Genomic DNA, 23,128 nt, shown 5'->3' on the forward strand with positions numbered 1-23,128 from the left:
TGCGTTCGAAATGACAGGTTCGGAATTTCCAGCTACCAACGACCAACCACGAACCAGAAACATCGCGCCTACAGCGGAAACACGTCGCGGCTGAAGCGCAGGACGTCGGGCGCCGCGGCGCCGTCGCGGCGGATAGTGATCTCGAAGGCCAATGTGTCCGGGGGCGTGACCCGCACGGTGCCGGCGTAGTCGATGAAGCCGTCGCTGCGCACCTCGCGCAGGGCCAGGTCCTGCGATACGCCGCGCAGGTCGCGCACGCGTGCGGTCACCTGCGCGGGAAGCGAAACCTCTTCGCCGGCAGGCCCCTGCCGCACGCCGACCAGCAGCAGCTGCGCGCTGCGGCCGGACACCACGCCGTAGCGCTCGGCGATGGCGCTGTTGAGCGTCGCGGTCGGCGCGAGGCTGGCGTGGACGCGCACGTCACCGACCTGCAGTTCGGCCGGCTGGCGCGCGGCTTCGGCATGCGCGGCGAGCTCGCCGGTCGCGGAGGGACCGCGCCCGCAGCCGGCGAGCAGGCCCAGCGCGGCCAGCGCCGCGCCGGCACGCAGCCAGCGTGGCCGGGGCTCAGTCATTGGCCGCCGACAGCTCGCCGCCGCGCCGGGTGGCGGCATGGACTGCCCGTGCCACGAGTTCGCGGAATCCGCCGGCCTCGAAGGTCTCGATCGCGGCCTGCGTGGTGCCGTTGGGCGAGGTGACCCGCCGCCGCAGCTCGGCCGGCGGCTCGCCCGATTCGGTCAGCATCCGCGCGGCGCCGAGCAGGGTCTGCTGCGCCAGCGTGCGCGCGGCGTCGGGGGCAAGTCCTTCGGCGACGGCGGCGGCTTCCATCGCCTCGGCCAGCAGGAACACGTAGGCCGGGCCGCTGCCCGAGGTGCCGGTGACCGCGTCCATCAGCGCCTCGTCGTCGATCCAGACCGTCGCGCCGGCGCTCGCCAGCAGCCGGTCCGCCCGCTCGCGGCCGGCGTCATCGACCCGGGCGTTGGCGTACAGGCCGGTCACGCCGGCGCCGAGCAGGGCCGGGGTATTGGGCATCGTCCGCACCACCGGCAGTCCTCCCCCGAGCCAGCGGTCCAGCTGCGCGGAGGTGATGCCGGCCGCGATCGAGACCACCAGCGGACGCCCGGCCTGTGCGGCCCCGGCCAGGCCAGCGCAGACCTCGCGCATGACCTGCGGCTTGACCGCGAACACCCAGGTGCCGGCTCCGGCGACGGCCTCGGCGGCGTCGGCAAAGGCCTGCACGCCGAAATCCGCGACCAGTGCCTCGCGCGCCTGCGCGTTGGGATCGGCAATGCGCACGCCGGCCGGGTCGACGCCGGCGGCGACCAGCCCGCCGACGAGGCTGCGGGCCATGTTGCCGCCGCCGATGAAGGCGATGGACGAGGAGGATCCGGGCGAAGCAGTGGCGGTGGACATGGGGCTGGAGTCGGCGGAAAGGACCGCAACCCTACCGCGTCGGCGGGCGTCCCTGCCAATCCAAACGGGTCAGGCGGGATCACGCGACAGGTAGCGGCGGCTTCCTGGCCGGGTGGCTTCGAACACTGTCATTTCGACCCCGGACTTGCGCCGGGGGAGAAATCTATGTGTTTGAAAAACCGAGGTTCTTCACTGCGTTCGGAACGACAAATGCGGGGCTGCCAGAATACTCCGTGCCGTGCCCGGGAGCCGGCGCGTATCGCGGCCAAGGCCGCGCCCACGTCTCCCCGGCGAAGGCCGCTCCGCATTGGCCGCGAGCGAGTGGCCTTGGGCGATCGGGCCAGGAGGGGAATACTCGCGCGGGGCCCTGGCCCGCAGGGGGCGCCAATGACGTTTCAATTCCTTGCGGGACCTCGTGCAGGGCGCGTGCTGGCAAGTCCGGATATCCATTTGAAAGGGCTGGAATTGTGATCCGCGTACAGGGCTATACTGCCGGCCGGGGATAGGCTGTTGCCAGCGGCACGGGGCGCGCGGCCGCATCACATCACATTGCAGCGTCAGGGGAGCTTGCATGGATATCGCCGAACTGTTGGCGTTCTCGGTCAAGAACAAGGCATCCGACCTCCATCTGTCGGCGGGCCTGCCGCCGATGATCCGGGTCGACGGTGACGTACGGCGGATCAACATCCCCGCGCTCGAGCACAAGCAGGTGCACGCGCTGGTCTACGACATCATGTCGGACAAGCAGCGCCGCGACTTCGAGGAGTTCCTCGAGACCGACTTCTCGTTCGAGATCCCGGGCCTGGCGCGCTTCCGCGTCAACGCGTTCAACCAGAACCGCGGCGCCGGCGCGGTGTTCCGCACGATTCCGTCCGAGGTGCTGACGCTGGAAGACCTCGGCTGCCCGCCGATCTTCCGCGAGCTGATCAACCAGCCGCAGGGCCTGATCCTCGTCACCGGCCCGACCGGCTCGGGCAAGTCGACCACGCTCGCGGCGATGCTCGACCACGTCAACAAGAACGAATACGCGCACATCCTCTCGGTCGAGGACCCGATCGAGTTCGTCCATACCTCGCAGAAGTGCCTGATCAACCAGCGCGAGGTGCACCGCGACACCCACGGCTTCAGCGAGGCGCTGCGCTCGGCGCTGCGCGAGGACCCGGACTACATCCTGGTCGGCGAACTGCGCGACCTGGAGACCATCCGCCTGGCGCTGACCGCCGCGGAAACCGGCCACCTCGTGTTCGGCACCCTGCACACCAGCTCGGCGGCCAAGACCATCGACCGCATCATCGACGTGTTCCCCGCCGGCGAGAAGCCGATGGTGCGCTCGATGCTGTCCGAATCGCTGCGCGCGGTGATCTCGCAGGCGCTGCTGAAGAAGGTCGGCGGCGGCCGCACCGCGGCCTGGGAGATCATGGTCGGCATCCCCGCCATCCGCAACCTGATCCGAGAGGACAAGGTCGCGCAGATGTACTCGGCGATCCAGACCGGCCAGCAGCACGGCATGATGACCCTCGACCAGCACCTGCAGGACCTGGTCAAGCGCGGCATGGTCACGCGGCAGCAGGCGAAGGAATACGCGAAGGAGAAGCGGCTGTTCGAGTAGCCGGGATTAGGGATTAGGGATTAGGGATTCGCAACGGCCGGGACGGGTGGAGGGATAGCCGGGATTTGAATAGCGCGTCGCGCTCTTGCCTAATCCCCAATCCCCAATCCCCAATCCCGGCTCCGCAGGAGCCAGAAAATGAGCAGCATCGACTTCACCTCGTTCCTCAAGCTGATGGCGCACCAGAAGGCGTCGGACCTGTTCATCACCGCCGGCATGCCGCCGTCGATGAAGGTCCACGGCAAGATCTCGCCGATCACGCAGAACCCGCTCACGCCGCAGCAGTCGCGCGACCTGGTGCTGAACGTGATGTCGCCGCCGCAGCGCGAGGAATTCGAGAAGACGCACGAGTGCAACTTCGCGATCGGCGTCGCCGGCGTCGGCCGCTTCCGCGTCTCGTGCTTCTACCAGCGCAACCAGGTGGGCATGGTGCTGCGCCGGATCGAGACCAAGATCCCGACGGTGGAGGAGCTGAACCTGCCGCCGATCATCAAGACGCTGGCGATGACCAAGCGCGGCATCATCATCTTCGTCGGCGCGACCGGCACGGGTAAATCGACGTCGCTGGCGGCGATGATCGGCTACCGCAACCAGAATTCGACCGGGCACATCATCACCATCGAGGATCCGATCGAATTCGTGCACAAGCACGAGGGCTGCATCATCACCCAGCGCGAGGTCGGCATCGACACCGACACCTGGGAGAACGCGCTCAAGAACACCCTGCGCCAGGCGCCGGACGTGATCATGATCGGCGAGGTGCGCACCCGCGAGGGCATGGACCACGCCATCGCCTTCGCCGAGACCGGCCACCTGGTGCTGTGCACGCTGCATGCGAACAACGCCAACCAGGCGATGGACCGCATCATCAACTTCTTCCCGGAAGACCGCCGCGGCCAGTTGCTGATGGACCTGTCGCTGAACCTCAAGGGCGTGGTCGCCCAGCAGCTGATCCCGACCCCGGACGGCAAGGGCCGCCGCGTCGCGATGGAGATCCTGCTCGGCACCCCGCTGGTGCAGGACTACCTGCGCGACGGCGAGATCCACAAGCTCAAGGAAGTGATGAAGGAATCCACCAACCTCGGCATGAAGACCTTCGACCAGGCCCTGTTCGAGCTGTACCAGGCCGGCGAGATCTCCTACGAGGATGCCCTGCGCTACGCCGACTCCCAGAACGAGGTGCGCCTGAAGATCAAGCTCGCCCAGGGCGGCGACGCGCGCACGCTGTCGCAGGGGCTGGACGGGGTGGAGATCGCCGAGGTCCGCTGACCGGAACGGTCGAGGCGTAATCCTTGCGCTGGCTTGACGAGCCGGCCCCTGCGGCTGAAGCCGCTCTTGCAACGGCGGGCCGGATCAGGGCCCGGCCTTGCCGGGAAAGGCCGCTTCCCGAGGCGCATGAGAATGGAAACGGTTGGCGAGGCCCCCGACGCCGCGGACCTGATGCTGGTACGCGACTGGCTCGACCCCGGGTCGGCGAGCGCGCTGGTTGAGCGCCTGTTGCACGAATTGCCCTGGCAGGTGCACCGCGTGCGCCTGTTCGGGCGCGAGGTCGATTCGCCGCGCCTGAGCTGCTGGATGGGCGATCCCGGGGCAGCTTATCGCTACTCCGGGGTTCGCCATGAGCCGCATGCCTGGGCCGAAGCGCTGCTTCCGATCCGCGACCGTCTCGTCCGCGAAACCGGGGTCGCGTTCAACAGCGCGCTGGCGAACCTGTATCGCGATGGCCGCGACTGCATGGGCTGGCACAGCGACGACGAGCCGGAGCTGGGCGAGAGGCCGATGATCGCTTCGCTCAGCCTCGGTGCAGCGCGGCGTTTCGTGTTGAAGCATCGGCGTGACCCCGGGCGGAAGCTCGCATTCGAGCTCACGAACGGCAGCCTGCTCGTCATGCGTGGCGACACGCAGGAGGCGTATCGGCACGCGCTGCCGCGGACGGCGAAGCCGGTCGGGCCGCGGATCAACCTGACGTTCCGGCGCATCCTGCCGGACCCGCGTGCGATCACGGAAAACGCAGGCTCGCGGACCTCCAAGGCAAGCCCGTAGGTCGGCCCTACGCGGCCGACGCTAGAGGTTGACGGCGTCGGGGCCGTAGCCCCGACCTACCTCGTTCCTGGCATTTGCGGGCCGGATCAATGAAACCCGCGCCGCCATTGAACGCTCAGCGCCGGACATCCGGATGCGCTTCGCGCTGGTGGGTGTCGCCCGCGACGAGGATCCAGTTCGCCAGTTCCGCGGTGACGGTTTCCAGGCTGCGGGAGAAGGCGTCCACGACCAGGGCGACGTCGGTGCCGGATGCCGGCTGCGCGCGCTGGAAGGTGCGCGAGGCGACGATGCCCTGGTCGATGGTGTGCACCAGCTTGGCGTTGAATTCGATGGTCGCGGCGGGGACGGTGCTGCCGGCGTAGTCGGCCTCGAAGCGGCGCAGGTCGACGACCAGCTTGTAGTCGGCGGTGATGCCGGCGCCCTGGCGCGCGACCGAGGCGATCTTGCCCGAGTCCTCCAGTGCGCGCAGCAGCGCATCCTGCAGCATGTCGGTCGGGGTCTTGGCCCAGTTGGCGCCGCGGTAGACCTGCAGTTCGTCCGGCGTGGGCCGCACCGCGATGCGGAAGCTGTCGATGGCGCGCGCGCCCGAGGGCGGGCTCAGCGACAACTGCCACGAGACGGCCGGCGTGGACGGGTCGATCGCCACGCGTGGATCCGGTGCATAGATCGTGGAGCGCTCGCGTTCGCCGCCGCCGAGGATCGAGCAGCTGGACAGTCCGAGCGCCAGCAGTGCGCCGGCGGCGAGGCGCGCGATGCCGTTCGCGCGCTGGCGTCGTGTCGTGCCCATTCCCGATTCCCGATTCCCGATTCCCGGTCTCATCACGGTTCGAACTCCTTCGGCGCGTCGCGCCCGAGCAGGTAGCGCGACGGGTTGGCGTCGAGCCGGTCGCTGATCCGGCGCAGGTCGCGGATCAGGCTGCGCAGTTCGCCCAGGGTCGGGCCGAGTTGCGACAGGCCGTCGTTGGCGAAGCTGTTGATGGCGGCGCGGTTCTCGTTGAGGATGGTGTCGGCGCCGCGCGCGGCCGAGTCGAGCTTGGTCAGGGTGCCGTCGATCTTGCCGATCAGTTCCGGCAGCTGCTGCGCCAGTTCGCGGTCGAAGGTGTCGAGCGTGCGGTTGGCCGAGGCCATCGTCACCGTCAGCTGCTGGCTGGCGGTGCGTGCGTTGATCAGGATCTCGCGCATGTCCTCGCGCTGTTCGGCGATCGCGCCGGTCATGTTCTGGATGTTGTCGAGCGTGGCGGTGATGCGCTGCACGTTCTCTTCGCTGAGCACCTTGTCCAGGCGCTCGACCAGGCGGTTGGCAGTGTCGGCGATGTTCTGCAGCGCCGAGGCCTCGGTCTGGATCACGGGGATGTCGCCGTCGCCGCGCGGCAGCAGCGCCGGCGCGCCGGGGCTGCCGCCGGTCAGCTGGATGATCGGCGGGCCGGTGAGGCTGGTCATCGACAGCTTCGCGCGTGTGTCCGTCTTTACCGGTGCGTTGGCCTGCAGCCTGAGCCGGGCGATCACCTGGCGTGGGTCGTTGGGCGCCAGCATCAGGTCGTCGACGGTGCCCACGGCGATGCCGTTGTACTGCACGCTGCTGCCCTCGGTGAGGCCGGTGACCGGCTCGCGGAACACCACCTGGTATTCGGTCCAGCTGCGGTCGGACGCGTATTTCGCGGCCCACAGCGCGAACAGCAGTAGGAACAGCGTCACCGCGATGGTGAACGCGCCGATCAGCACGTAGTTGGCCTTGGTTTCCATGCGTCAGGTGTCCTTGGCGGTGGCCGTCGCGTCGCGGGCGGCGCGACCGCGCGGGCCGTGGAAGTACTCGCGGATCCACGGATGCTCGATCTGCTCGATCTCGGCGAGCGGCGCCGCCGCGACGACCTTGCGGTCGGCCAGCACGGCGACACGGTCGCAGATCGCGTACAGCGTGTCGAGGTCGTGGGTGATCAGGAACACGGTCAGCCCCAGCGCCTGCTGCAGGGTGCGGATCAGGCGGTCGAAGGCGGCGGCGCCGATCGGGTCGAGGCCGGCGGTGGGTTCGTCGAGGAACAGCAGCGGCGGGTCCAGCGCCAGCGCGCGCGCCAGCGCCGCGCGCTTGCGCATGCCGCCCGACAGCTGCGAGGGCAGCTTGTCCAGGGCGTCGGCGGGCAGGCCGGCCAGGCGCACCTTCAGCAGCGCCAGTTCGTAGCGCAGCGAGTCGGGCAGGTCCGGGTGGTGCTCCTTCAGCGGCACCTGCACGTTTTCGCCGACGGTCAGCGACGAGAACAGCGCGCCGTCCTGGAACAGCACGCCGGTGTTGCGCTCGATGTGCAGCCGGTCGGCCGGGTCGTCCGAACGCGGGTCGACGCCGAGCACTTCCATTTCGCCGGCATCGGGACGGCGCAGGCCGATCAGCGAGCGCATCAGCACCGACTTGCCGGTGCCGGAGCCGCCGACCACGCCGATGATCTCGCCGCGGCGCACGTCGAGGTCGAGACCGTCGTGCACCGTCTGCGCGCCGAAGCGGTTGACCAGTCCGCGCACGCGGATGACCGGCGCGTCGGCGGGCGCGTTGTCGCAGGCTTCGGCGGGCGTCATCGTGGCCATGTCACCAATCCATGTACATGAACCAGATCGCCGCCATCGCGTCCAGCACGATTACCAGCGAGATCGTCTGCACCACGCTGGAGGTGGTGCGTTCGCCCACCGACTGCGCCGTGCCTTTCACCTGCAGGCCCTCGAGGCAGCCGATCAGGCCGATCACTAGGGCGAACACCGGCGCCTTCGACATGCCGATCAGGAAGTGGCGCAGCTCCATCTCCTGCTCCATGCGCGCCAGGTAGGCCTGCGGCGGGATGTCGAGGCTGAAGGCGCCCACCGACAGGCCGCCGAGCAGGCCCGCGACCATGGCGATGAAGGTCAGCAGCGGCAGCATCACCAGCAGCGCGATCACGCGCGGGATCACCAGCAGTTCGACCGGGTCCAGGCCCAGGGTGCGGATCGCGTCGATCTCTTCGCGGCTGACCATCGCGCCGATCTGCGCGGTGAAGGCGCTGGCGGTGCGGCCGGCGAGCAGGATCGCGGTCAGCAGCACGCCGAACTCGCGCAGGAACGCGATCGACACCAGTTCGACGACGAAGATCGTGGCGCCGAAGTCGGCCAGGATCTGCGAACCGAGGAAGGCGATGACCGCGCCGACGAGGAACGACAGCAGCGCCACCAGCGGCACCGCGTCGAGGCCGACCTGCTCCATGTGGTGGACCGTCGGGGTGAGCCGGAAGCGCCGCGGATCGAGGATCGTGCGCCCGAGCTTGACCAGGGTTTCGCCGAGGAAGCTGACCAGCGCGACGATTTCCTGCGCATTGTCGTGCACCGCGTAGCCGAGCCGCGCCAGCGCCGCGGCGAAGCCGTACTCGCGCTTCGTCTTCGGGCGGTCGTCGTGTACGTCCTCGATCGCGGCGACCAGCGCCAGGTGGTCGTCGCGGAAGCGGAAGGTCTGGTAGTCGAGCCGCCGGCGCTCGGCGTAGCGCAGCAGTTGCAGCACGCCGACCGAATCGAGCCGGTCGACGCCGGAGGCATCGATCGCGCCGATCGACTCGGGCGCTTCGCGCAGCGCCTTGCCGATTTCCCGCGCGTGGTCGAGCGTCCAGCGCCCGCCAAGGCGCAGCAGGGCCGCATCCTGCGGATCGGGCTCGGCAGTGGGGGGGAGGCTGGCGGGCACGGTCATGTCGGGGCGAGGATACAGGCATCGCCGCGCGGACAGCAGGCCGGGCACGTCCGCGCGTGCGCCGTTCCCCCCGGCCATGCGATCCTGTCGCGATGTCCACGACGACGATGCCCGCCACCGCCGCCTACGCCACGCGCATCGCCTTCATCGTCGAGCTGGCCGGGCACCTGCACCGGTACGGGACCACGTCGCAGCGACTGGAAGGCGCGATCGTCTCGGTCGCCCGCCGGCTGGGGCTCGACTGCGAGCCGTGGAGCAACCCGACCGGACTGATCCTGAGCTTCAGCGACCCGCAGCGGCCGCCCGGCGAGAGCGACACCACGCGCGTGATCCGCCTGCCCCCCGGCGAAACCAACCTCTACAAGCTGTGCGAGGCCGACCGGATCGCGGAGGAGGTGGTGGCCGCCCGGCTCGACATCGCCGAAGGCCACGCCGCGCTGCGCGCGCTGGACCGGTCGAGCGGCTGGCGCGGCGATGTGCAGCAGGTGATCGGCTTCGGCCTGGCGGCGGCGAGCGTCGCCGGCCTGCTGCGGCTGCCGTGGCTCGACGTCGCCACCGCGGGCGTGATCGGCATGCTGGTCGGACTGCTGGACCTGTCCGGTCGCGGCCGTCCGCAGATGAAGGAGGCGGGCGACGCGCTCGCCGGCATCGTCGCCGGCGGGCTCGCCGCGCTGGTGGCCAGCTTCGTCGCGCCGCTGAACCTCAATACCGTGGTCATCGCCTCGATGATCGTGCTGATGCCCGGCATGGCACTGACCAACGCCTTCAGCGAACTGACCAGCCAGCACCTGGTTTCGGGGACGGCGCGCTTTGCCGGCGCGATGACCACGCTGCTGAAGCTCACCGTCGGCACGATGATCGCGCTGACCGTGGTGCAGCTGTCGGGACTGGAGCCGCAGGTGCGGGCCTGGCGGCCGCAGACGGCCTGGGTGGAGTGGGGCGCGGTGGTGACCGCGTCGTGGGCGTTCGCGGCGCTGTTCCGCGCCGGGCGCCGCGACTACGTGCTGGTGATGGCGGCGGCGATCGCCGGCTACGCGATTTCGCGCCTGGTGGGGCAGTGGCTGGGCAGTCCTGTCGGCGTGTTCCTGTCGGCGCTGGTCGTCACCGTCGCCGGCAACGGTTACGCGCGCTGGATGAACCGGCCCGGCGCGCTGATCCGCGTGCCCGGCATCATCATGCTGGTGCCCGGCAGCACCAGCCTGCGCAGCCTGCTGGTGGCGGTGCAGCAGCAGGACGTCGGCGCCGGCCAGGACGCAGCGATCACCGTGGTCAACGTGCTGCTGGCGCTGATTGCCGGCCTGCTGATCGGCAACCTGCTGCTGCCGGCGCGGCGGAACCTGTAGGGCGGGTTGCGTCGGCACGGCTTTCGCTGCGTCGCGTCGCCCTGGGGGGGGCGAGAGGCGCTTTGCAACGGAGAAGCCGATCCATCCAGGCGCTTGCAAGGCATCTTCTCCCATGCGAGGGAGCATCGTGGAGCAAAGCCTGTCATTTCGACCGCAGGGAGAAATCTCGTCTCCGGCGCGTGAACAAGATTTCTCCCTGCGGTCGAAATGACAGATTTTCTGGCGCTCGCGAGCGATCCCGGGTGCGAGGAGGTGTATCCAGCCCGGAACCGGACAACGAAAACGCCGGCAACGCCGGCGTTTCCATCGATGCAGCCGGGATGGCCGCGATTACTTCTTGATCAGGAAATCCTCGGGCTTCTTGCCCTTCTTGACCTGCGCCGCCAGCCAGCGCGGCTGCTTGCCGCGGCCGGTCCAGGTTTCGGCGGCATTCGCGGGGTTGCGGTACTTCGGCGGCACCTTGCCGAGCTTGCGGCCCTTGGTCTTGCTGGCCGCCTTCTTCGCGGTGCGGGCCGTTTTCGCGGCCGGTGCCTTGCCGCCGAACAGTTCGGCGACCGTATAGCCTTCCGCGGTGGCGAAATCGACGATCCGCTTGCGGATCGAGGCGATGGGCTTGCGCTTTTTCAGCGCGGTCTTGCGGCGCTTCGCCGCGGAAATCAGCACGTCGAGTTCCCTCGACGAAAGTGCGTTCAAATCGATTGCCATGTGAACAAGCTCCGGAATCTGAAAAGGAATGTCCCGTCCGTGGTACGCGCGCATGATAGTGGAAGAATCGCGACGGGGGAAAAGGCCCGCCAAATGTCAAGCGGGCGTGATGAAGAATATCCGGCGGATTTTTCCCGGATATTCTGATTCATTCCCTTTTGGGATCGATGCCCTGCCGCTTGCGGTTTGGTGCCGAGGGCGAGTTCCGGTTCTGTCGGCAGCGTTCCCGGGATCTGGGGCCTGTCTTCGCAGGAACGGGATCCATGCGATGGTTGGATTTTCCACCTTACGGCGTAGAAGAACGACGTCATCCCCGCGAAGGCGAGGATCCATTTTGCTTTGACGTAAAGACACTGGATCCCCGCCTTCGCGGGGATGACGGTAGAAGTTCGGGGAGATAAACGGCAGAAGTTCGCGGGGATGACGGCAGGAAACCGTGATATTCAAACTCCCGCGATTGCGGAATGGGCCGCGTCCGGGAAGCATCATCCCGCGTTGCAGGGGATCACTCGCCGCGCAGGCGCGACAACAGCGATTCCCGGTCGAGATTCTCCGATTCCGATGCGCTGCGCGCGCGGTATTCGAAGGTGCCGGCCGCCAGGCCGCGTTCGGACACCACGATCCGGTGCGGAATGCCGATCAGTTCGATGTCGGCGAACATCGGGCCCGGGCGCAGGCCGCGGTCGTCGAGCACGGTTTCGATGCCGGCGTCGTTGAGTTCGCGATACAGCGATTCCGCCGCCGCGGACACGTCGGCGTTGCCCTTGGGGTTGATGATGCAGACGGCGGCCCGCCAGGGCGCCATCGGCTCGGGCCAGACGACGCCGGCGTCGTCGTGGTTCTGCTCGATCGCCGCGGCGACGATGCGCGACACGCCGATGCCATAGCAGCCCATCGCCGGATGCACGGCCTTGCCGTTCTCGTCGAGCACGGTGCACTGCATCGCCTCGGAATAGCGGCGGCCAAGCGCGAACACGTGGCCGACCTCGATGCCGCGCGCGAGGCCGAGCACGCCCTTGCCGTCGGGCGAGGGATCGCCGGCGACGACGTTGCGGATGTCGGCGGTCTCGTCGGGTTCGGGCAGGTCGCGGCCCCAGTTCACGCCGGCGAGGTGGAAGCCGTTCTCGTTGGCGCCGACCACGAAATCGGCCATCGCCGCGACGCTGCGGTCGGCGACGACGCGGATCTTCCTGCGCGCGTTCAGCGGACCGAGGAAGCCGGGTTCGGCGCCGAGGTGTTCGAGGATCTCGGCCTCGGTCGCGAGCCGATAGTCGGCCAGGCCGGGCAGCTTGGCCAGCTTGATCTCGTTGACCACGTGGTCGCCGCGCACCAGCGCGAGCACGAACTGCGGGCCGCCCTCGGCGTCCACGCCCATCAGCGCCACCGACTTCACCGTGCGCTGCAGCGCGATGCCGAGCAGGGCGGCGACGTCCTCGCAGGTCTTCTGCACCGGGGTGTCGACCTTGCGCAGGGTTTCGGCCGCGGCGGGGCGCTCGCCGGGCGACACCGCCTCGGCCAGCTCGACGTTGGCCGCGTAGTCGGACCCTTCCGAGAACGCCAGCGCATCCTCGCCGGAGTCGGCCAGCACGTGGAACTCGTGCGAGGCGCTGCCGCCGATCGCGCCGGTGTCGGCGAACACTGCGCGGAACCTCAGCCCGAGCCGGGTGAAGATGCGCGCGTAGGTGTCGTACATGTTGCGGTATTCGCGCTGCAGGTCCTCGTCGGAGACGTGGAACGAGTACGCGTCCTTCATGACGAACTCGCGCGCGCGCATCACCCCGAAGCGCGGGCGGATCTCGTCGCGGAACTTGGTGGTGACCTGGTAGAAATTGACCGGAAGCTGCTTGTAGCTGGCCAGTTCGTTGCGCGCGAAGTCGGTCACCGCCTCCTCGGCGGTCGGGGTGAAGCAGTAATCCTGCTCCTTGCGGTCGCGGATCTTCAGCAACTGCGGGCCGAACTTCTGCCAGCGCCCGGTTTCCTCCCACAGTTCCTTCGGCTGGACCGAGGGCATCGCCATTTCCACCGCGCCGGCGCGGTTCATTTCCTCGCGCACCACCGCCTCGACCTTGCGCAGCACGCGCAGGCCCAGCGGCGACCAGGTGTACAGGCCGGCGGCGAGCTTGCGGACCATGCCGGCCTTGAGCATCAGCTTGTGGCTGACGATCTCGGCGTCGGCGGGCGTTTCCTTCTCGGTGCGGAGGTGGAACTGCGACAGGCGCATCGGCGGGCTCGGGGCGGCGGGACGCGCATTTTGCCATGCGCACCTCCGATCGCATGCCGCGCGGTGGCTCAGCGCGCCTCGGTGACTTCGGGATTGGGGGTGATGACGTTGCGGCGCTCGAGCGAGCCGACGTCGACGACGGTGTATTCGCGGCCTTTCGGCGGGACGTCGGTGATCTGGACGACGCCGTCGGCGTCGCGCCAGCGGTACAGCGCGGGGCCGGCCGCCGTGGCCCCGGAACGGACCGGAGTCGTCGCGGCGGTGCCGGCGGCCTGCGCCTGCGGGGACGGGGCGTCGTCGCGCGTCAGCCACCACGCGAGCACGCCCGCGCCGACCGCGCCCGCGACGATGGCCCAGGCCAGCCGCATCGGGCAGTCCTAGCCCGCGGGCGTGGTGCAGTAGGCCTTCACCGCGGCGTTCGCCAGTTCGAGCTGGCTGGCGCGCTCGGCGTCGTTCAGTGCGCGCCCCGGCTGGCCGTCCTCGCCGGCTTCGTGCACCGGGCGGTCTCCCGTCAGCGCGGTGACGTTGGCGCGCGCGGTGGCGCACTGCGGGCTCTCGGCCTGGGCTTCACCCGGGGCCGCGGCCTGTTGCGCCGCGCTGGCGCCGCTGTTGGTGATCTGGCGCTGCTGGTAGCTGCCCTTGGGCGGCGGCGTCTGCGAATAGTGGGTCACGCCGTTGGCGTCCTTCCACTGGTAGACCTCGCCGGCATGGCCGGCGGAGGCGGCCAGCAGGCACAGGGCGGCAAGCGCCAGGAAGGGAAGGCGGGGCATCGCGTGACTCCTGCGGGGTCGGTCGTGCCGCGATTCCAGCATCGCCCAGCCGCCGACGCAAGCACGGCGCCGTGGAAACGTGAACTGCCGGCAGTGCCACGGGGCCTTTCCGGCGCGCGCCGTCGATGCGGGCCACGGCCGCGGGACGGGCCGATCGTGCTGCGCCCGCAGGCGCTAAACTGGCCCGATGGAGCCCCAGACCCCAATGCCGCCGCGCGGCCGCGGCATCTACCTGCTGCCCAACCTGTTCACCACGGGCGGCCTGTTCGCGGGCTTCTTCGCGATCATCGCCGCATCGCAGGGGCGGTATGGCGCGGCCTGCATCGCGATCTTCGTCGCCGGCGTGCTCGACGGCATCGACGGCCGGGTCGCGCGCCTGACCAACACCCAGAGCGAATTCGGCGTGCAGTACGACTCGCTCGCGGACCTGATCAGCTTCGGCATGGCGCCGGCGCTGGTGATGTACCACTGGGCGCTGATGTCGATGAAGCTCGACGGGGTGACGCTGGGCAAGGTCGGCTGGCTGGCCGCGTTCCTGTACGCGGCCTGCGCGGCGCTGCGGCTGGCGCGCTTCAACAGCCAGGTGGGCACGGTGGACAAGCGCTGGTTCATCGGCCTGGCCAGCCCGGCCGCCGCGGGGCTGATGGCGAGCTTCGTCTGGACCTGCCACGAGCTGGGTTTCGCCGGCGAAGAGCTGCGCTACGGCGCGCTGGCGGTGACCGTGATCGCCGGCCTGCTGATGGTGAGCCGGCTGCGCTACGACAGCTTCAAGGGCAGCGCCAGCGGGCCGAAGGCCGATCGCGTGCCGTTCTTCGCCCTGCTGATCGCGGTCGGTGCGCTGATCGCGCTGTGGGTGGATCCGCCGAAGACGCTGCTGGTGGTATCCACGCTGTATGCGCTGTCGGGCCCGGTGCTGTGGTACTGGCGCCGGCACGACAGCGGGCGGGTGTCGCCGGCGTGAGCTGGGACCCGCTGCAGCGCGAGATCCTCGCGGCGCTGGGGCATATGGTCTATGCCGTGGACGGCGGCGATGCCGCCGCGGTCGCGCCTGAGCCGCCGCCGGCAACGGCTGTCCCGGGGCCGGCGATCGACCCGCTGATGCGCGCGCTGCTGCGTGCCGCCGGGCGCGATGCCGGCGATGGCGAAGCCCTCGCGCTGTGCCGCAGCCTGCTGCCGCCGGGCGGCCTGCGCGACGCCGCCGCGCGCCGCGCCCTGTGGCCACGCCTGCGCGGACTGCGCGCGGGGCCTGCACGGTGAGCGCGGTCGCCGTCGACGCGGGGCGGGCGCAGGCCTCGCTGCGGCCGATGCGCGACGACGACGTCGACGAGGTCATGCGGGTCGAGCTGCGCGCGTATCCGTTCCCGTGGACGGCGGGCATCTTCCGCGACTGCCTGCGCGCGGCGTACCCGGCCTGGGTGCTGCAGGGCGACGCCGGGATCATCGGCTACGGCGTGCTGAGCATCGCCGCCGACGAGGCGCACGTGCTCAACGTCTGCATCGATCCCGTCGAGCAGGGCCAGGGCCACGGCCGCCGCCTGCTGCGCGCCCTGGTGCGGATCGCGCGCGCGCAGGGCGCGCAGCGCGTGTTCCTCGAGGTGCGGCCGTCGAATCCGAATGCGATCGCGCTCTACCACGACGAGGGTTTCAACGAGATCGGCCGGCGTCCGCGCTACTACCCGGCGCACGGCGGGCGCGAGGATGCGATCGTGATGGCGAAGGAACTGCTGGCGGATGAGGTTGCGAGGATGCCCGCGCTCTGATCTCCCCCGGGACGTGCATCCGCCGTGCCCCCGTCTCGATAACCCCGGCAGAATGTCATCCCGAGCGGAGCGAGGGATCTGCTTTTGCCCGCTGCCCGCACATGGCGCGCGGAAGCAGATCCCTCGCTCCGCTCGGGATGACAGGTCTTTTGCCGGGCGCGCTAGGACAGACGTGCGCGCTGCGCGGCAAGCGCGTCGCGCTGCGCGGTCCAGTCTGCGAGGCGCTGGCGCTCCTGCTCGACCACCGCCGGCGGCACCTTGTCGCTGAACTTCGCGAGCTTCGCCTCGCTCTTCTCCCGCTCCGCCGACACCCGGGCGATCTCCCTGTCGAGGCGCGCGCGCTCGGCGTCGAGATCGACCAGGCCTTCCAGCGGCACGAACAGCTTGAGCTCGCCGACCAGGCCGGCGGCGGCCGGGGGTGGGTCGCCGTCGATCGCCTCGACGCGCTCGAGCCGGTTGAGGAAGCGCAGCTGCGAATCGAAGCGCTGCAGGCGCGCAAGCTCGTTCGCGCCGCCGGCCTGCACCAGCAGCGGCACCTGCTTCGTCGGCGACACGCCGAGTTCGCTGCGGATGCGGCGCAGGGCGGTGACCATCTGCTTGAGCCATTCGATGTCGGCTTCGGCCTGCGCGAAGTCGCCGGCCAGGTCCGCCGCCTGCGGGTAGCGCTGCAGCGAGATGGTGTCGCCGTCGACGGCCAGGCGCGGCGCGACCTGGCGCCACAGCTCCTCGGTGACGAAGGGGATCAGCGGATGCAGCAGGCGCAGCAGCGATTCCAGCACGACCAGCAGGGTGTGGCGGGTGCTGTCGGCGGCTTCGGCATCGCTCCCCTGCAGTGCAGGCTTGGCCAGTTCCACGAACCAGTCGCAGTATTCGTTCCAGGCAAACTCGTACAGCGATTGCGCGAGCAGGTCGAAGCGGTAGGCGGCGAAGTGGGCCTCGGCCTCGGCCGCGGTTTTCGCGAGGCGGGAAAGGATCCAGCGCTCCGCGTCGGTGGCGGGCTGCGGAACACCATCCCCACCCAACCCTCCCCTTGAAGGGGAGGGCTTGAAGCCGTCCGTGTTCATCAGCACGAAACGCGTCGCGTTCCACAGCTTGTTGCAGAAGTTCTTGTAGCCCTCGGCGCGGCCGAGGTCGAACTTGATGTCGCGGCCCGGGCCGGCGAGCGCGGCCATGGTGAAGCGCAGCGGGTCGGCGCCATGGGCGATGATGCCGTCGGGAAATTCCTTGCGCGTGGCCTTCTCGATTTTCGGCGCGTCCTTGGGCTTCATCAGGCCGGTGGTGCGCTTGGCGACGAGGGCGTCGGCGCTGATGCCGTCGATGATGTCGAGCGGGTCGAGGATGTTGCCCTTCGACTTCGACATCTTCTGGCCGTCCTTGTCGCGGACCAGGCCGGTCATGTAGACGTCGTCGAACGCGACCTTGCCGGTCAGCGCGTCGGTCATCATCACCATGCGCGCGACCCAGAAGAAGATGATGTCGAAGCCGGTGACCAGCACGCTGGTCGGCAGGAAGTCGTCGAAGCCGCGCTCGCGCATCGCGGCCTCGTCCGGCCAGCCCAGCGTGCTGAACGGCCACAGCGCCGACGAGAACCAGGTTTCGAGCACGTCGCTGTCCTGGCGCAACGGGCGGTCGCCGAGGCCGTGTTTCGCGCGGACTTCGGTCTCGTCGCGCCCGACGTAAACCCTGCCTGCCTCGTCGAACCACGCCGGGATCCGGTGCCCCCACCAGAGCTGGCGGCTGATCGTCCAGTCCTGGATGTTCTCCATCCAGTGGCGGTAGGTGTTGATCCAGTTCGGCGGCACGAACTTCACCGAGCCCGGCTTCCCATCGGCACCTTCGACCAGTTCCATGCCGCGCCGGCCCATGTCGTCCATGCGCACGAACCATTGGTCGGTCAGGTAGGGCTCGATCACCTGGCCGCTGCGGTCGCCGCGCGGGACCTGCAGCTTGTGCGGCCTGGTCTCGACCAGCAGGCCGGCGGCCTCGAGGTCGGCGAGCACGGCCTTGCGTGCCTCGTAGCGGTCGAGGCCGCGGTACTTCTCCGGCGCGTCGTCGTTGACGGTGGCGGTACCGGTGAACAGGTTGATCATCGGCAGGCCGTGGCGCTGGCCCACCGCATAATCGTTGAAGTCGTGCGCGGGCGTGACCTTGACCACGCCGGTGCCGAACTCGCGGTCGACGTAGTCGTCGGCAATCACCGGGATCTCGCGGTCGGTCAGCGGCAGCTTCACGCGCTTGCCGACCAGGTGCGCGTAGCGCTCGTCTTCCGGATGCACCATCACCGCGGTGTCGCCGAGCATGGTTTCCGGGCGGGTGGTGGCGACCGTCAGCGCGCCGCTGCCGTCGGCGAGCGGGTAGGAGATCGACCACAGGAAGCCGTCTTCCTCCTCGCTGACCACCTCCAGGTCGGACACCGCGGTCTGCAGCACCGGGTCCCAGTTCACCAGCCGCTTGCCGCGGTAGATCAGGCCGCGCTCGTACAGCCGCACGAAGGCCTCGATCACCGCCTTCGACGGCCCCTCGTCCATCGTGAACACCTTGCGCGTCCAGTCGCCGGACGTGCCGAGCCGGCGCATCTGCCGCTCGATGGTGTCGCCGGACTGCTGCTTCCACTCCCAGACCCTGGCGATGAAGCCCTCGCGGCCGAGCGAGTCGCGGGTTTCTCCGGTGCCGGCGATGGCGAGGTTGCGGCTGACCACCATTTCGGTGGCGATGCCGGCGTGGTCGGTGCCCATCTGCCACAGCGTGCGGTAGCCGCGCATGCGGTGGTAGCGGACCAGCGCGTCCTGCAGCGTGTGCTGGAAGGCGTGGCCCATGTGCAGGGTGCCGGTGACGTTCGGCGGCGGCAGCAGGATGGTGTAGGCGGGGCCGTCGCCGCGCGGCGCGAACACGCCGGCCGTTTCCCACTCTGCGTAGAGGCGGGATTCGAAGGTGCCGGGGTCGTAGGTGGGGGCGAGGGCTTCGGTGGTCATGGTGTCCGGTGTGTCATTCCGAACGCAGTGAGGAATCTGCTTGTCGCCGGAACATCCGCTTTCGTGGAGCGGATTCCTCGCTGCGCTCGGAATGACAGGAGTTGTGGGTCGCAGGGTGACAAAATTCGTGGATCACATATCGTGTTTGTTGAGCTCGAAGCCGAGCGCCTTGTAGTGCTTCCAGCGTTCGCGCAGCGGTCCGCGCGCGGACTCGTCGGCGGGCACCACCTCCAGCACGCGCTCGAAGCCGCCGGCGACCGGCGCGTCGCGCAGGTTGAGCACCAGCGGGCGCATCGGCGCGTCGACGTCGGGCGTGGCGATCAGGACAGGCGTGTCCTCGTCCTGCACCTCGCGGCCGGCGATCTGGTGGGGGATGAACTCGTCTTCGCCGGTATCCCACAGCAGGTCGTCGAGTTCCTCGGCCTGCGCGGCGTCGCGCGCCAGCACCAGGGTCCACAGGTCCGCGGCCCAGGCCTTGCGCACCAGTTCGCGCACGAGCTTCAGCGGCTCGCCGTGGAAGCGCGGTTTGGCGATGAGGTAGAAGTCGGCGCGGGGCATGTCTGCTCGTAGGAGCGCCTTCAGGCGCGACCCCTCCACGCCGTCCACGGTCTCCGGTCGCGCCTGAAGACGCTCCTGCAGGTGTTCATGCGGTTGCGCGGTCGAGCAGCCACTGCGACAGCAACCCCACCGGCCGCCCTGTCGCCATGCCCATCTTGCCGTCGGTGTTGGCGCTGCCGGCGATGTCCAGGTGCGCCCAGCGCTGGCCGTCGGTGAAGCGCGAGAGGAAGCAGCCGGCGGTGACCGCGCCCGCCCAGCGGCCGCCGATGTTGTAGACGTCGGCGAAGTTGGAGTCGAGCAGGGTCTGGTATTCGTCCCACAGCGGCAGGCGCCAGGCGCGGTCGAACACGGTCTCGCCGGCGGCGAGCAGTTCGCCGGCGAGGTCGTCGTGCTTGCTCATCAGGCCCGAGGCATGGCGGCCGAGCGCGACCATGCAGGCGCCGGTCAGCGTCGCCACGTCCACCAGCGCCTGCGGCTGGAAGCGCTCGGCGTAGGTCAGCGCGTCGCACAGGATCAGCCGGCCCTCGGCGTCGGTGTTGCCGACCTCGATGGTCTTGCCGGACATGCTGGTGATGACGTCGGACGGGCGGTAGGCGTCGCCGTCGATTGCGTTCTCGACCGCCGGCACGATGACCACCAGGTTGATCGGCAGCTGCAGGCCGACCGCGGAGACGAAGGTGCCGAGCACGCTGGCCGCGCCGCACATGTCGTACTTCATCTCCTCGATGCCGCCCTGCGTCTTGAGGTTGACGCCGCCGGTGTCGAAGGTGATGCCCTTGCCGACCAGCACGTAGGGCTTGGCGTCGCCGCCGTTGTTCCACTTGAGCACGACCAGCCGCGGGCGGTTGGCCGAGCCGCGCGCGACCGCGAGCAGCGAGCCCATGCCGAGCTGTTCCATCTGCGCCTCGTCGAGGATCTCCGCCTCGGCCTTGTCGAAGCGCGCGGCGAAGCTCTGCGCCTGTTCGGCGACGTAGGCGGGATTGCAGACGTTCGGCGGCAGGTTGCCCAGCTCGCGCGCGAACTTCACCCCCGCCGCGATCGCCTTGCCCTGCGCCAGCGCCTGCTCGTCCTCGCCCTGCACCGCGAAGGCGGTGATGCCGGCCTCGCTGCGCTTCTTGTTCTTGGCGCCGAGGGTGGCGGTGTAGCGGTAGGCCGCGTGGTCGGCGGCGACCACGGCCTGGCGGATGTTCCAGGCGGCGTCGCGGCCCTTGACCTCGAGTTCGGACAGGGTGAACAGCACGCGCCTGACCGGCCCGGTCCTGAGCGCGCGCACCGCGTCGGCCACGGCCTTGAGGTACTGCGCAACGCCGAACCTGGCCCGGTCGCCGAGGCCGATCACCAGCACCCGCGGCGCGGCGACGCCGGGCAGGTCGTGCGCCAGCAGGGTCTTGCCGGTGGCGCCGGAGATGTCGCCGCGGGTCGCCAGCGCCGCGAGCCGGCCTTCGCCGTCCAGCGCCCGGGCGGCGGGCGTCAGCGTGCCGTCGGAGAAGGCGCCTACCACGACGCAGTCGATGCTGGCGCCGCCGGGGGCGGCGCGGTTCAGGGTGAATTCGAGGGTCATCAATCAGATTCCGAGGTGACTTCCGTACAATCGTCGCCCGGAAAGCGGCCTTCGGGCCCCGGGATCATGTCGATCGCGGCTGCCACGGCGGTCCGGACGCAATGCTCTAGTCTAATCCAAGCCCCCTTAATGCCGAAGCTCGACAGCTACCTGTTCCGCGAATTCGCGCAGACCACGTTCGCGGCCCTGGTGGTGCTGATGATCGTGAGCCTGGGCGCGGTGTTCGCCGACGTCCTGAGCGACATCGTCCGCGGCCGGGTGCCGGCCGGCATGATGCTGGCCCAGCTCGGGCTGCAGGTGCTCAACTACCTGCCGCTGATCCTGCCGCTGGGCCTGATGCTGGGCCTGCTGCTGTCGGTCGGGCGCCTGTACCGCGACAGCGAGATGCCGGTGATCACCTCGATCGGCGTCGGCCCGCGCCGGATGCTGCGCCCGCTGATGCTGCTGGTGGTGCCGTTCGTGCTGATGATCGGCGCCTGTTCGCTGTGGCTGGGGCCGTGGGCGCGGCAGTACTCGCAGCAGATGATCGAGGCCGGCCAGCGCACCCTGCTGGTCGCCGGGCTCGAGGCGGGGCGCTTCGTCGAGCTGCCGGGCGGCGGCGGCGTGGTCTACGCGAACGCGATGTCCAACGACGGCACCTACCTGGGCCGCGTCTTCATCTACCGCCAGGACGAGGGGCGCATGGACATCACCTCGGCCCGCACCGGCACCCTCAACCTCGAGGGCACGACGCGCTACCTGAAGCTGGACGAGGGCTTCCGCGTCGAGGGCCCGATGGACGGCGGCAAGGACTTCCGCCTGATGCGCTATGCCAGCAACGAAGTGCGCCTGCCCGACGCCGAGAGCCGCGACCTGGACAACGACCCGGAGCTGATGTCGACCCCGGCGCTGCTGTCGGACGATCGCCCGGAGGCCAGCGCGCAGCTGCATTTCCGCCTCGCGCCGCCGCTGCTGGCGCTGGCGTTCGCGCTGCTGGCGGTGCCGCTGGCGCGCAGCCCGCCGCGGCAGGCGCGCTGGGGCCGGATCATCCTCGGCCTGCTGGCCTACGTGTTCGGCATCAACCTGATGCTGCTGGGCAGCAACGGACTGGCCAACGGCAAGCTGCCGACGGCGCTGGGCCTGTGGTGGCTGGTGCTGCCGCTGCTGGCGTTCGGTGCGTGGATGTACTTCGGCGACGGGCGCATGAAGCGCTCGCGCAAGGCCAGGACGTGAGGGAGCGGATGCGATGAAGCCGTTCCCCAAGATCCACGACCTGCTGGTCGCGCGCGTGGTCATCGGCACGGTGGTGCTGACCTGGGCAGTGCTGACCGGGCTGGACCTGGTGCTGGCGATGGTCGACGAACTGCGCAGCGTCGGCCAGGGCAACTACGGCTTCTTCGACGCGGTGACCTACATCGCGCACACGCTGCCGCGCCGCGCGTACATGATGTTCCCGACCGCGGCGGTGATCGGTTCGCTGATGGGCCTGGGCCAGCTCGCGGCCAGCTCCGAACTGACCGCCCTGCGCGCGCTCGGCGTCTCGCGCAAGCGGCTGAGCCTGTCGGTCGCGCTGCCGCTGCTGCTGCTGACCGGCCTGATGATGGTCAACGCCGAAACCCTCGGCCCCTGGGCGCAGCGCAGCGCCGACATGATGAAGTCCGCGGCGCGCTCCAAGGACATGATCGTCGCGCAGTACTCGGGCCTGTGGGCGCGCGAGGGCGACACCTTCCTCAATGCCCAGGCCGGGCACGAGCGCGGCGACGAGAACGAGCGCTGGCTGGAGCTCAACGACGTGCGCCTGTTCGAGTTCGACGACGCCGGCCGGCTGTCGTCGATCGCCCACGCGCGCATCGCCGAGCACCGCGATACGGGCTGGCTGCTGCGCGACGTCAAGCGCACCTATTTCGAGGAGCGTACCGTCACCCAGACCGACGTGGCCGAGGAACACTGGGAATCGAGCCTCGACTCCGCCGCGCTGGCCGCGAACGCCAGCAACATCTGGCGCCCGCGCTACATGTCGTCAGCCGAACTGAAGCAGGGCATCGACTATCGCAAGCGCAACCAGCTCGATGCCAGCGAGTTCGAGGAATACTACTGGGGCCACTGGTTCTACCCGCTCAACGTGCTGGCGCTGTGCCTGGCGGCGATTCCCTTCGCCTTCGGCAGCCTGCGCAGCGGCGGCCTCGGCCGGCGCCTGTTCATCGGCGTGGTGTTCGCGCTCGGGTTCTGGCTGCTGCAGACGCAGGTGGTGAAGCTGGCGGCGGTCTACAAGTTCGACTACCGCATCGCCTACCTGGTGCCGCCGGTGATGATGCTCGCGGTGTCCTGGTTCCTGTTCCGACGACGGAGTGGGTGAGGCAAGCCCGTTTGCGCGGCACTGCCGCGCGGGCTTGCCGAACGCCCCGCGCGCTGCGCGGGGCCGGACGAACGGGTGGCGCTTGCGCGGCACTCCCGCGCAGTCAGCCCCCTCCTCCGCTTGCGGGGGAGGGCTGGGGTGGGGGCG

22 protein-coding genes are annotated in these 23,128 nt (G+C 69.5%); 9 read left to right on the forward strand and 13 right to left on the reverse strand.

Translation table 11 applies throughout. The features are described 5' to 3' along the window. Window positions 1-68: 68 nt before the first annotated feature. Both FQY83_RS07525 and proC read right to left on the reverse strand, forming a co-directional pair. The gene (locus FQY83_RS07525; protein WP_158636456.1) at window positions 69-572 is read right to left on the reverse strand and encodes a DUF4426 domain-containing protein; all 504 of its coding nucleotides are present in this window, start codon (window positions 570-572) and stop codon (window positions 69-71) included. Continuing rightward, window positions 565-1,410 (reverse strand): pyrroline-5-carboxylate reductase, encoded by an 846-nt coding sequence (gene proC, locus FQY83_RS07530; RefSeq protein ID WP_146386711.1) that lies wholly within the window; start codon window positions 1,408-1,410, stop codon window positions 565-567. Before proC ends, FQY83_RS07525 begins: the two co-directional genes overlap by 8 nt. A gap of 571 nt (window positions 1,411-1,981) precedes the next feature. On the opposite strand from proC, the gene FQY83_RS07535 reads away from it, so the two are divergent. From FQY83_RS07535 to FQY83_RS07545, 3 genes are all read left to right on the forward strand, one after another. Then, window positions 1,982-3,019, forward strand: a complete 1,038-nt coding sequence (locus FQY83_RS07535) for a type IV pilus twitching motility protein PilT (RefSeq protein WP_146386713.1) — start codon at window positions 1,982-1,984, stop codon at window positions 3,017-3,019. Window positions 3,020-3,157: 138 nt separating this feature from the next. Continuing rightward, window positions 3,158-4,288, forward strand: a complete 1,131-nt coding sequence (locus FQY83_RS07540) for a PilT/PilU family type 4a pilus ATPase (RefSeq protein WP_146386715.1) — start codon at window positions 3,158-3,160, stop codon at window positions 4,286-4,288. Window positions 4,289-4,414: 126 nt separating this feature from the next. Continuing rightward, entirely contained in the window at window positions 4,415-5,062 is a 648-nt protein-coding gene (locus tag FQY83_RS07545; RefSeq protein WP_146386717.1) for an alpha-ketoglutarate-dependent dioxygenase AlkB family protein, read from the forward strand. Between the two features lie 115 nt (window positions 5,063-5,177). Here FQY83_RS07545 and FQY83_RS07550 read toward each other — a convergent pair whose 3' ends face one another. From FQY83_RS07550 to FQY83_RS07565, 4 genes are read right to left on the reverse strand one after another with little or no spacing between them, the layout of a single operon-like run. After that, entirely contained in the window at window positions 5,178-5,849 is a 672-nt protein-coding gene (locus FQY83_RS07550) for an ABC-type transport auxiliary lipoprotein family protein (RefSeq protein WP_146386719.1), read from the reverse strand. A gap of 32 nt (window positions 5,850-5,881) precedes the next feature. Further along, window positions 5,882-6,805, reverse strand: a complete 924-nt coding sequence (locus FQY83_RS07555) for an MlaD family protein (protein ID WP_146386721.1) — start codon at window positions 6,803-6,805, stop codon at window positions 5,882-5,884. A gap of 3 nt (window positions 6,806-6,808) precedes the next feature. Continuing rightward, complete coding sequence (locus FQY83_RS07560; protein ID WP_192906681.1) at window positions 6,809-7,636, reverse strand: ABC transporter ATP-binding protein; 828 nt, start codon at window positions 7,634-7,636, stop codon at window positions 6,809-6,811. A 1-nt stretch (window position 7,637) separates the two neighbouring features. Continuing rightward, entirely contained in the window at window positions 7,638-8,756 is a 1,119-nt protein-coding gene (locus FQY83_RS07565; RefSeq protein ID WP_146387247.1) for an ABC transporter permease, read from the reverse strand. Window positions 8,757-8,848: 92 nt separating this feature from the next. On the opposite strand from FQY83_RS07565, the gene FQY83_RS07570 reads away from it, so the two are divergent. Continuing rightward, on the forward strand, window positions 8,849-10,099 hold the full coding sequence (locus FQY83_RS07570; protein ID WP_146386722.1) for a threonine/serine exporter family protein: 1,251 nt from the start codon (window positions 8,849-8,851) through the stop codon (window positions 10,097-10,099). Between the two features lie 330 nt (window positions 10,100-10,429). On the opposite strand, the gene FQY83_RS07575 is transcribed toward FQY83_RS07570, so the two are convergent. The 4 genes from FQY83_RS07575 to FQY83_RS07590 all read right to left on the reverse strand — a co-directional run bounded on the left by FQY83_RS07575 (window position 10,430) and on the right by FQY83_RS07590 (window position 13,795). Next, a complete protein-coding gene (locus FQY83_RS07575) occupies window positions 10,430-10,804 on the reverse strand; it encodes an H-NS histone family protein (RefSeq protein WP_146386723.1) in 375 nt (124 codons plus the stop codon). A 505-nt stretch (window positions 10,805-11,309) separates the two neighbouring features. Then, on the reverse strand, window positions 11,310-13,025 hold the full coding sequence (locus FQY83_RS07580; protein WP_146386724.1) for a proline--tRNA ligase: 1,716 nt from the start codon (window positions 13,023-13,025) through the stop codon (window positions 11,310-11,312). A 68-nt stretch (window positions 13,026-13,093) separates the two neighbouring features. Continuing rightward, complete coding sequence (locus FQY83_RS07585; protein WP_146386725.1) at window positions 13,094-13,393, reverse strand: DUF4124 domain-containing protein; 300 nt, start codon at window positions 13,391-13,393, stop codon at window positions 13,094-13,096. Between the two features lie 9 nt (window positions 13,394-13,402). Then, window positions 13,403-13,795, reverse strand: coding sequence for a DUF4124 domain-containing protein (locus FQY83_RS07590; protein WP_238333439.1), 393 nt, complete (start codon window positions 13,793-13,795; stop codon window positions 13,403-13,405). 187 nt (window positions 13,796-13,982) lie between these two features. Between FQY83_RS07590 and pssA the strand changes: the two genes are divergently transcribed. From pssA to rimI, 3 genes are read left to right on the forward strand one after another with little or no spacing between them, the layout of a single operon-like run. Next, the gene (gene pssA / locus FQY83_RS07595) at window positions 13,983-14,756 is read left to right on the forward strand and encodes a CDP-diacylglycerol--serine O-phosphatidyltransferase (protein WP_146386727.1); all 774 of its coding nucleotides are present in this window, start codon (window positions 13,983-13,985) and stop codon (window positions 14,754-14,756) included. Continuing rightward, entirely contained in the window at window positions 14,753-15,052 is a 300-nt protein-coding gene (locus tag FQY83_RS07600; protein WP_146386728.1) for a hypothetical protein, read from the forward strand. Before pssA ends, FQY83_RS07600 begins: the two co-directional genes overlap by 4 nt. 47 nt (window positions 15,053-15,099) lie before the next feature. Then, complete coding sequence (gene rimI, locus FQY83_RS07605) at window positions 15,100-15,555, forward strand: ribosomal protein S18-alanine N-acetyltransferase (protein ID WP_146387249.1); 456 nt, start codon at window positions 15,100-15,102, stop codon at window positions 15,553-15,555. Between the two features lie 161 nt (window positions 15,556-15,716). On the opposite strand, the gene FQY83_RS07610 is transcribed toward rimI, so the two are convergent. The 3 genes from FQY83_RS07610 to FQY83_RS07620 form a co-directional block, all read right to left on the reverse strand. Continuing rightward, the gene (locus FQY83_RS07610; RefSeq protein WP_146386730.1) at window positions 15,717-18,527 is read right to left on the reverse strand and encodes a valine--tRNA ligase; all 2,811 of its coding nucleotides are present in this window, start codon (window positions 18,525-18,527) and stop codon (window positions 15,717-15,719) included. 132 nt (window positions 18,528-18,659) lie between these two features. Continuing rightward, complete coding sequence (locus FQY83_RS07615; protein WP_146386732.1) at window positions 18,660-19,085, reverse strand: DNA polymerase III subunit chi; 426 nt, start codon at window positions 19,083-19,085, stop codon at window positions 18,660-18,662. A gap of 85 nt (window positions 19,086-19,170) precedes the next feature. Further along, window positions 19,171-20,646 (reverse strand): leucyl aminopeptidase, encoded by a 1,476-nt coding sequence (locus FQY83_RS07620; RefSeq protein WP_146386733.1) that lies wholly within the window; start codon window positions 20,644-20,646, stop codon window positions 19,171-19,173. A 129-nt stretch (window positions 20,647-20,775) separates the two neighbouring features. Here FQY83_RS07620 and lptF point away from each other — a divergent pair, with 129 nt between their 5' ends. Both lptF and lptG read left to right on the forward strand, forming a co-directional pair. Beyond that, window positions 20,776-21,858, forward strand: a complete 1,083-nt coding sequence (gene lptF, locus FQY83_RS07625) for an LPS export ABC transporter permease LptF (RefSeq protein WP_146386736.1) — start codon at window positions 20,776-20,778, stop codon at window positions 21,856-21,858. Window positions 21,859-21,871: 13 nt separating this feature from the next. Beyond that, the gene (gene lptG / locus FQY83_RS07630; protein ID WP_146386738.1) at window positions 21,872-22,981 is read left to right on the forward strand and encodes an LPS export ABC transporter permease LptG; all 1,110 of its coding nucleotides are present in this window, start codon (window positions 21,872-21,874) and stop codon (window positions 22,979-22,981) included. The last annotated feature ends 147 nt before the right edge of the window (window positions 22,982-23,128 follow it).

Origin of the sequence: Luteimonas marina (assembly GCF_007859325.1) — a bacterium.
In the GTDB taxonomy this organism is placed as follows: domain Bacteria; phylum Pseudomonadota; class Gammaproteobacteria; order Xanthomonadales; family Xanthomonadaceae; genus Luteimonas; species Luteimonas marina.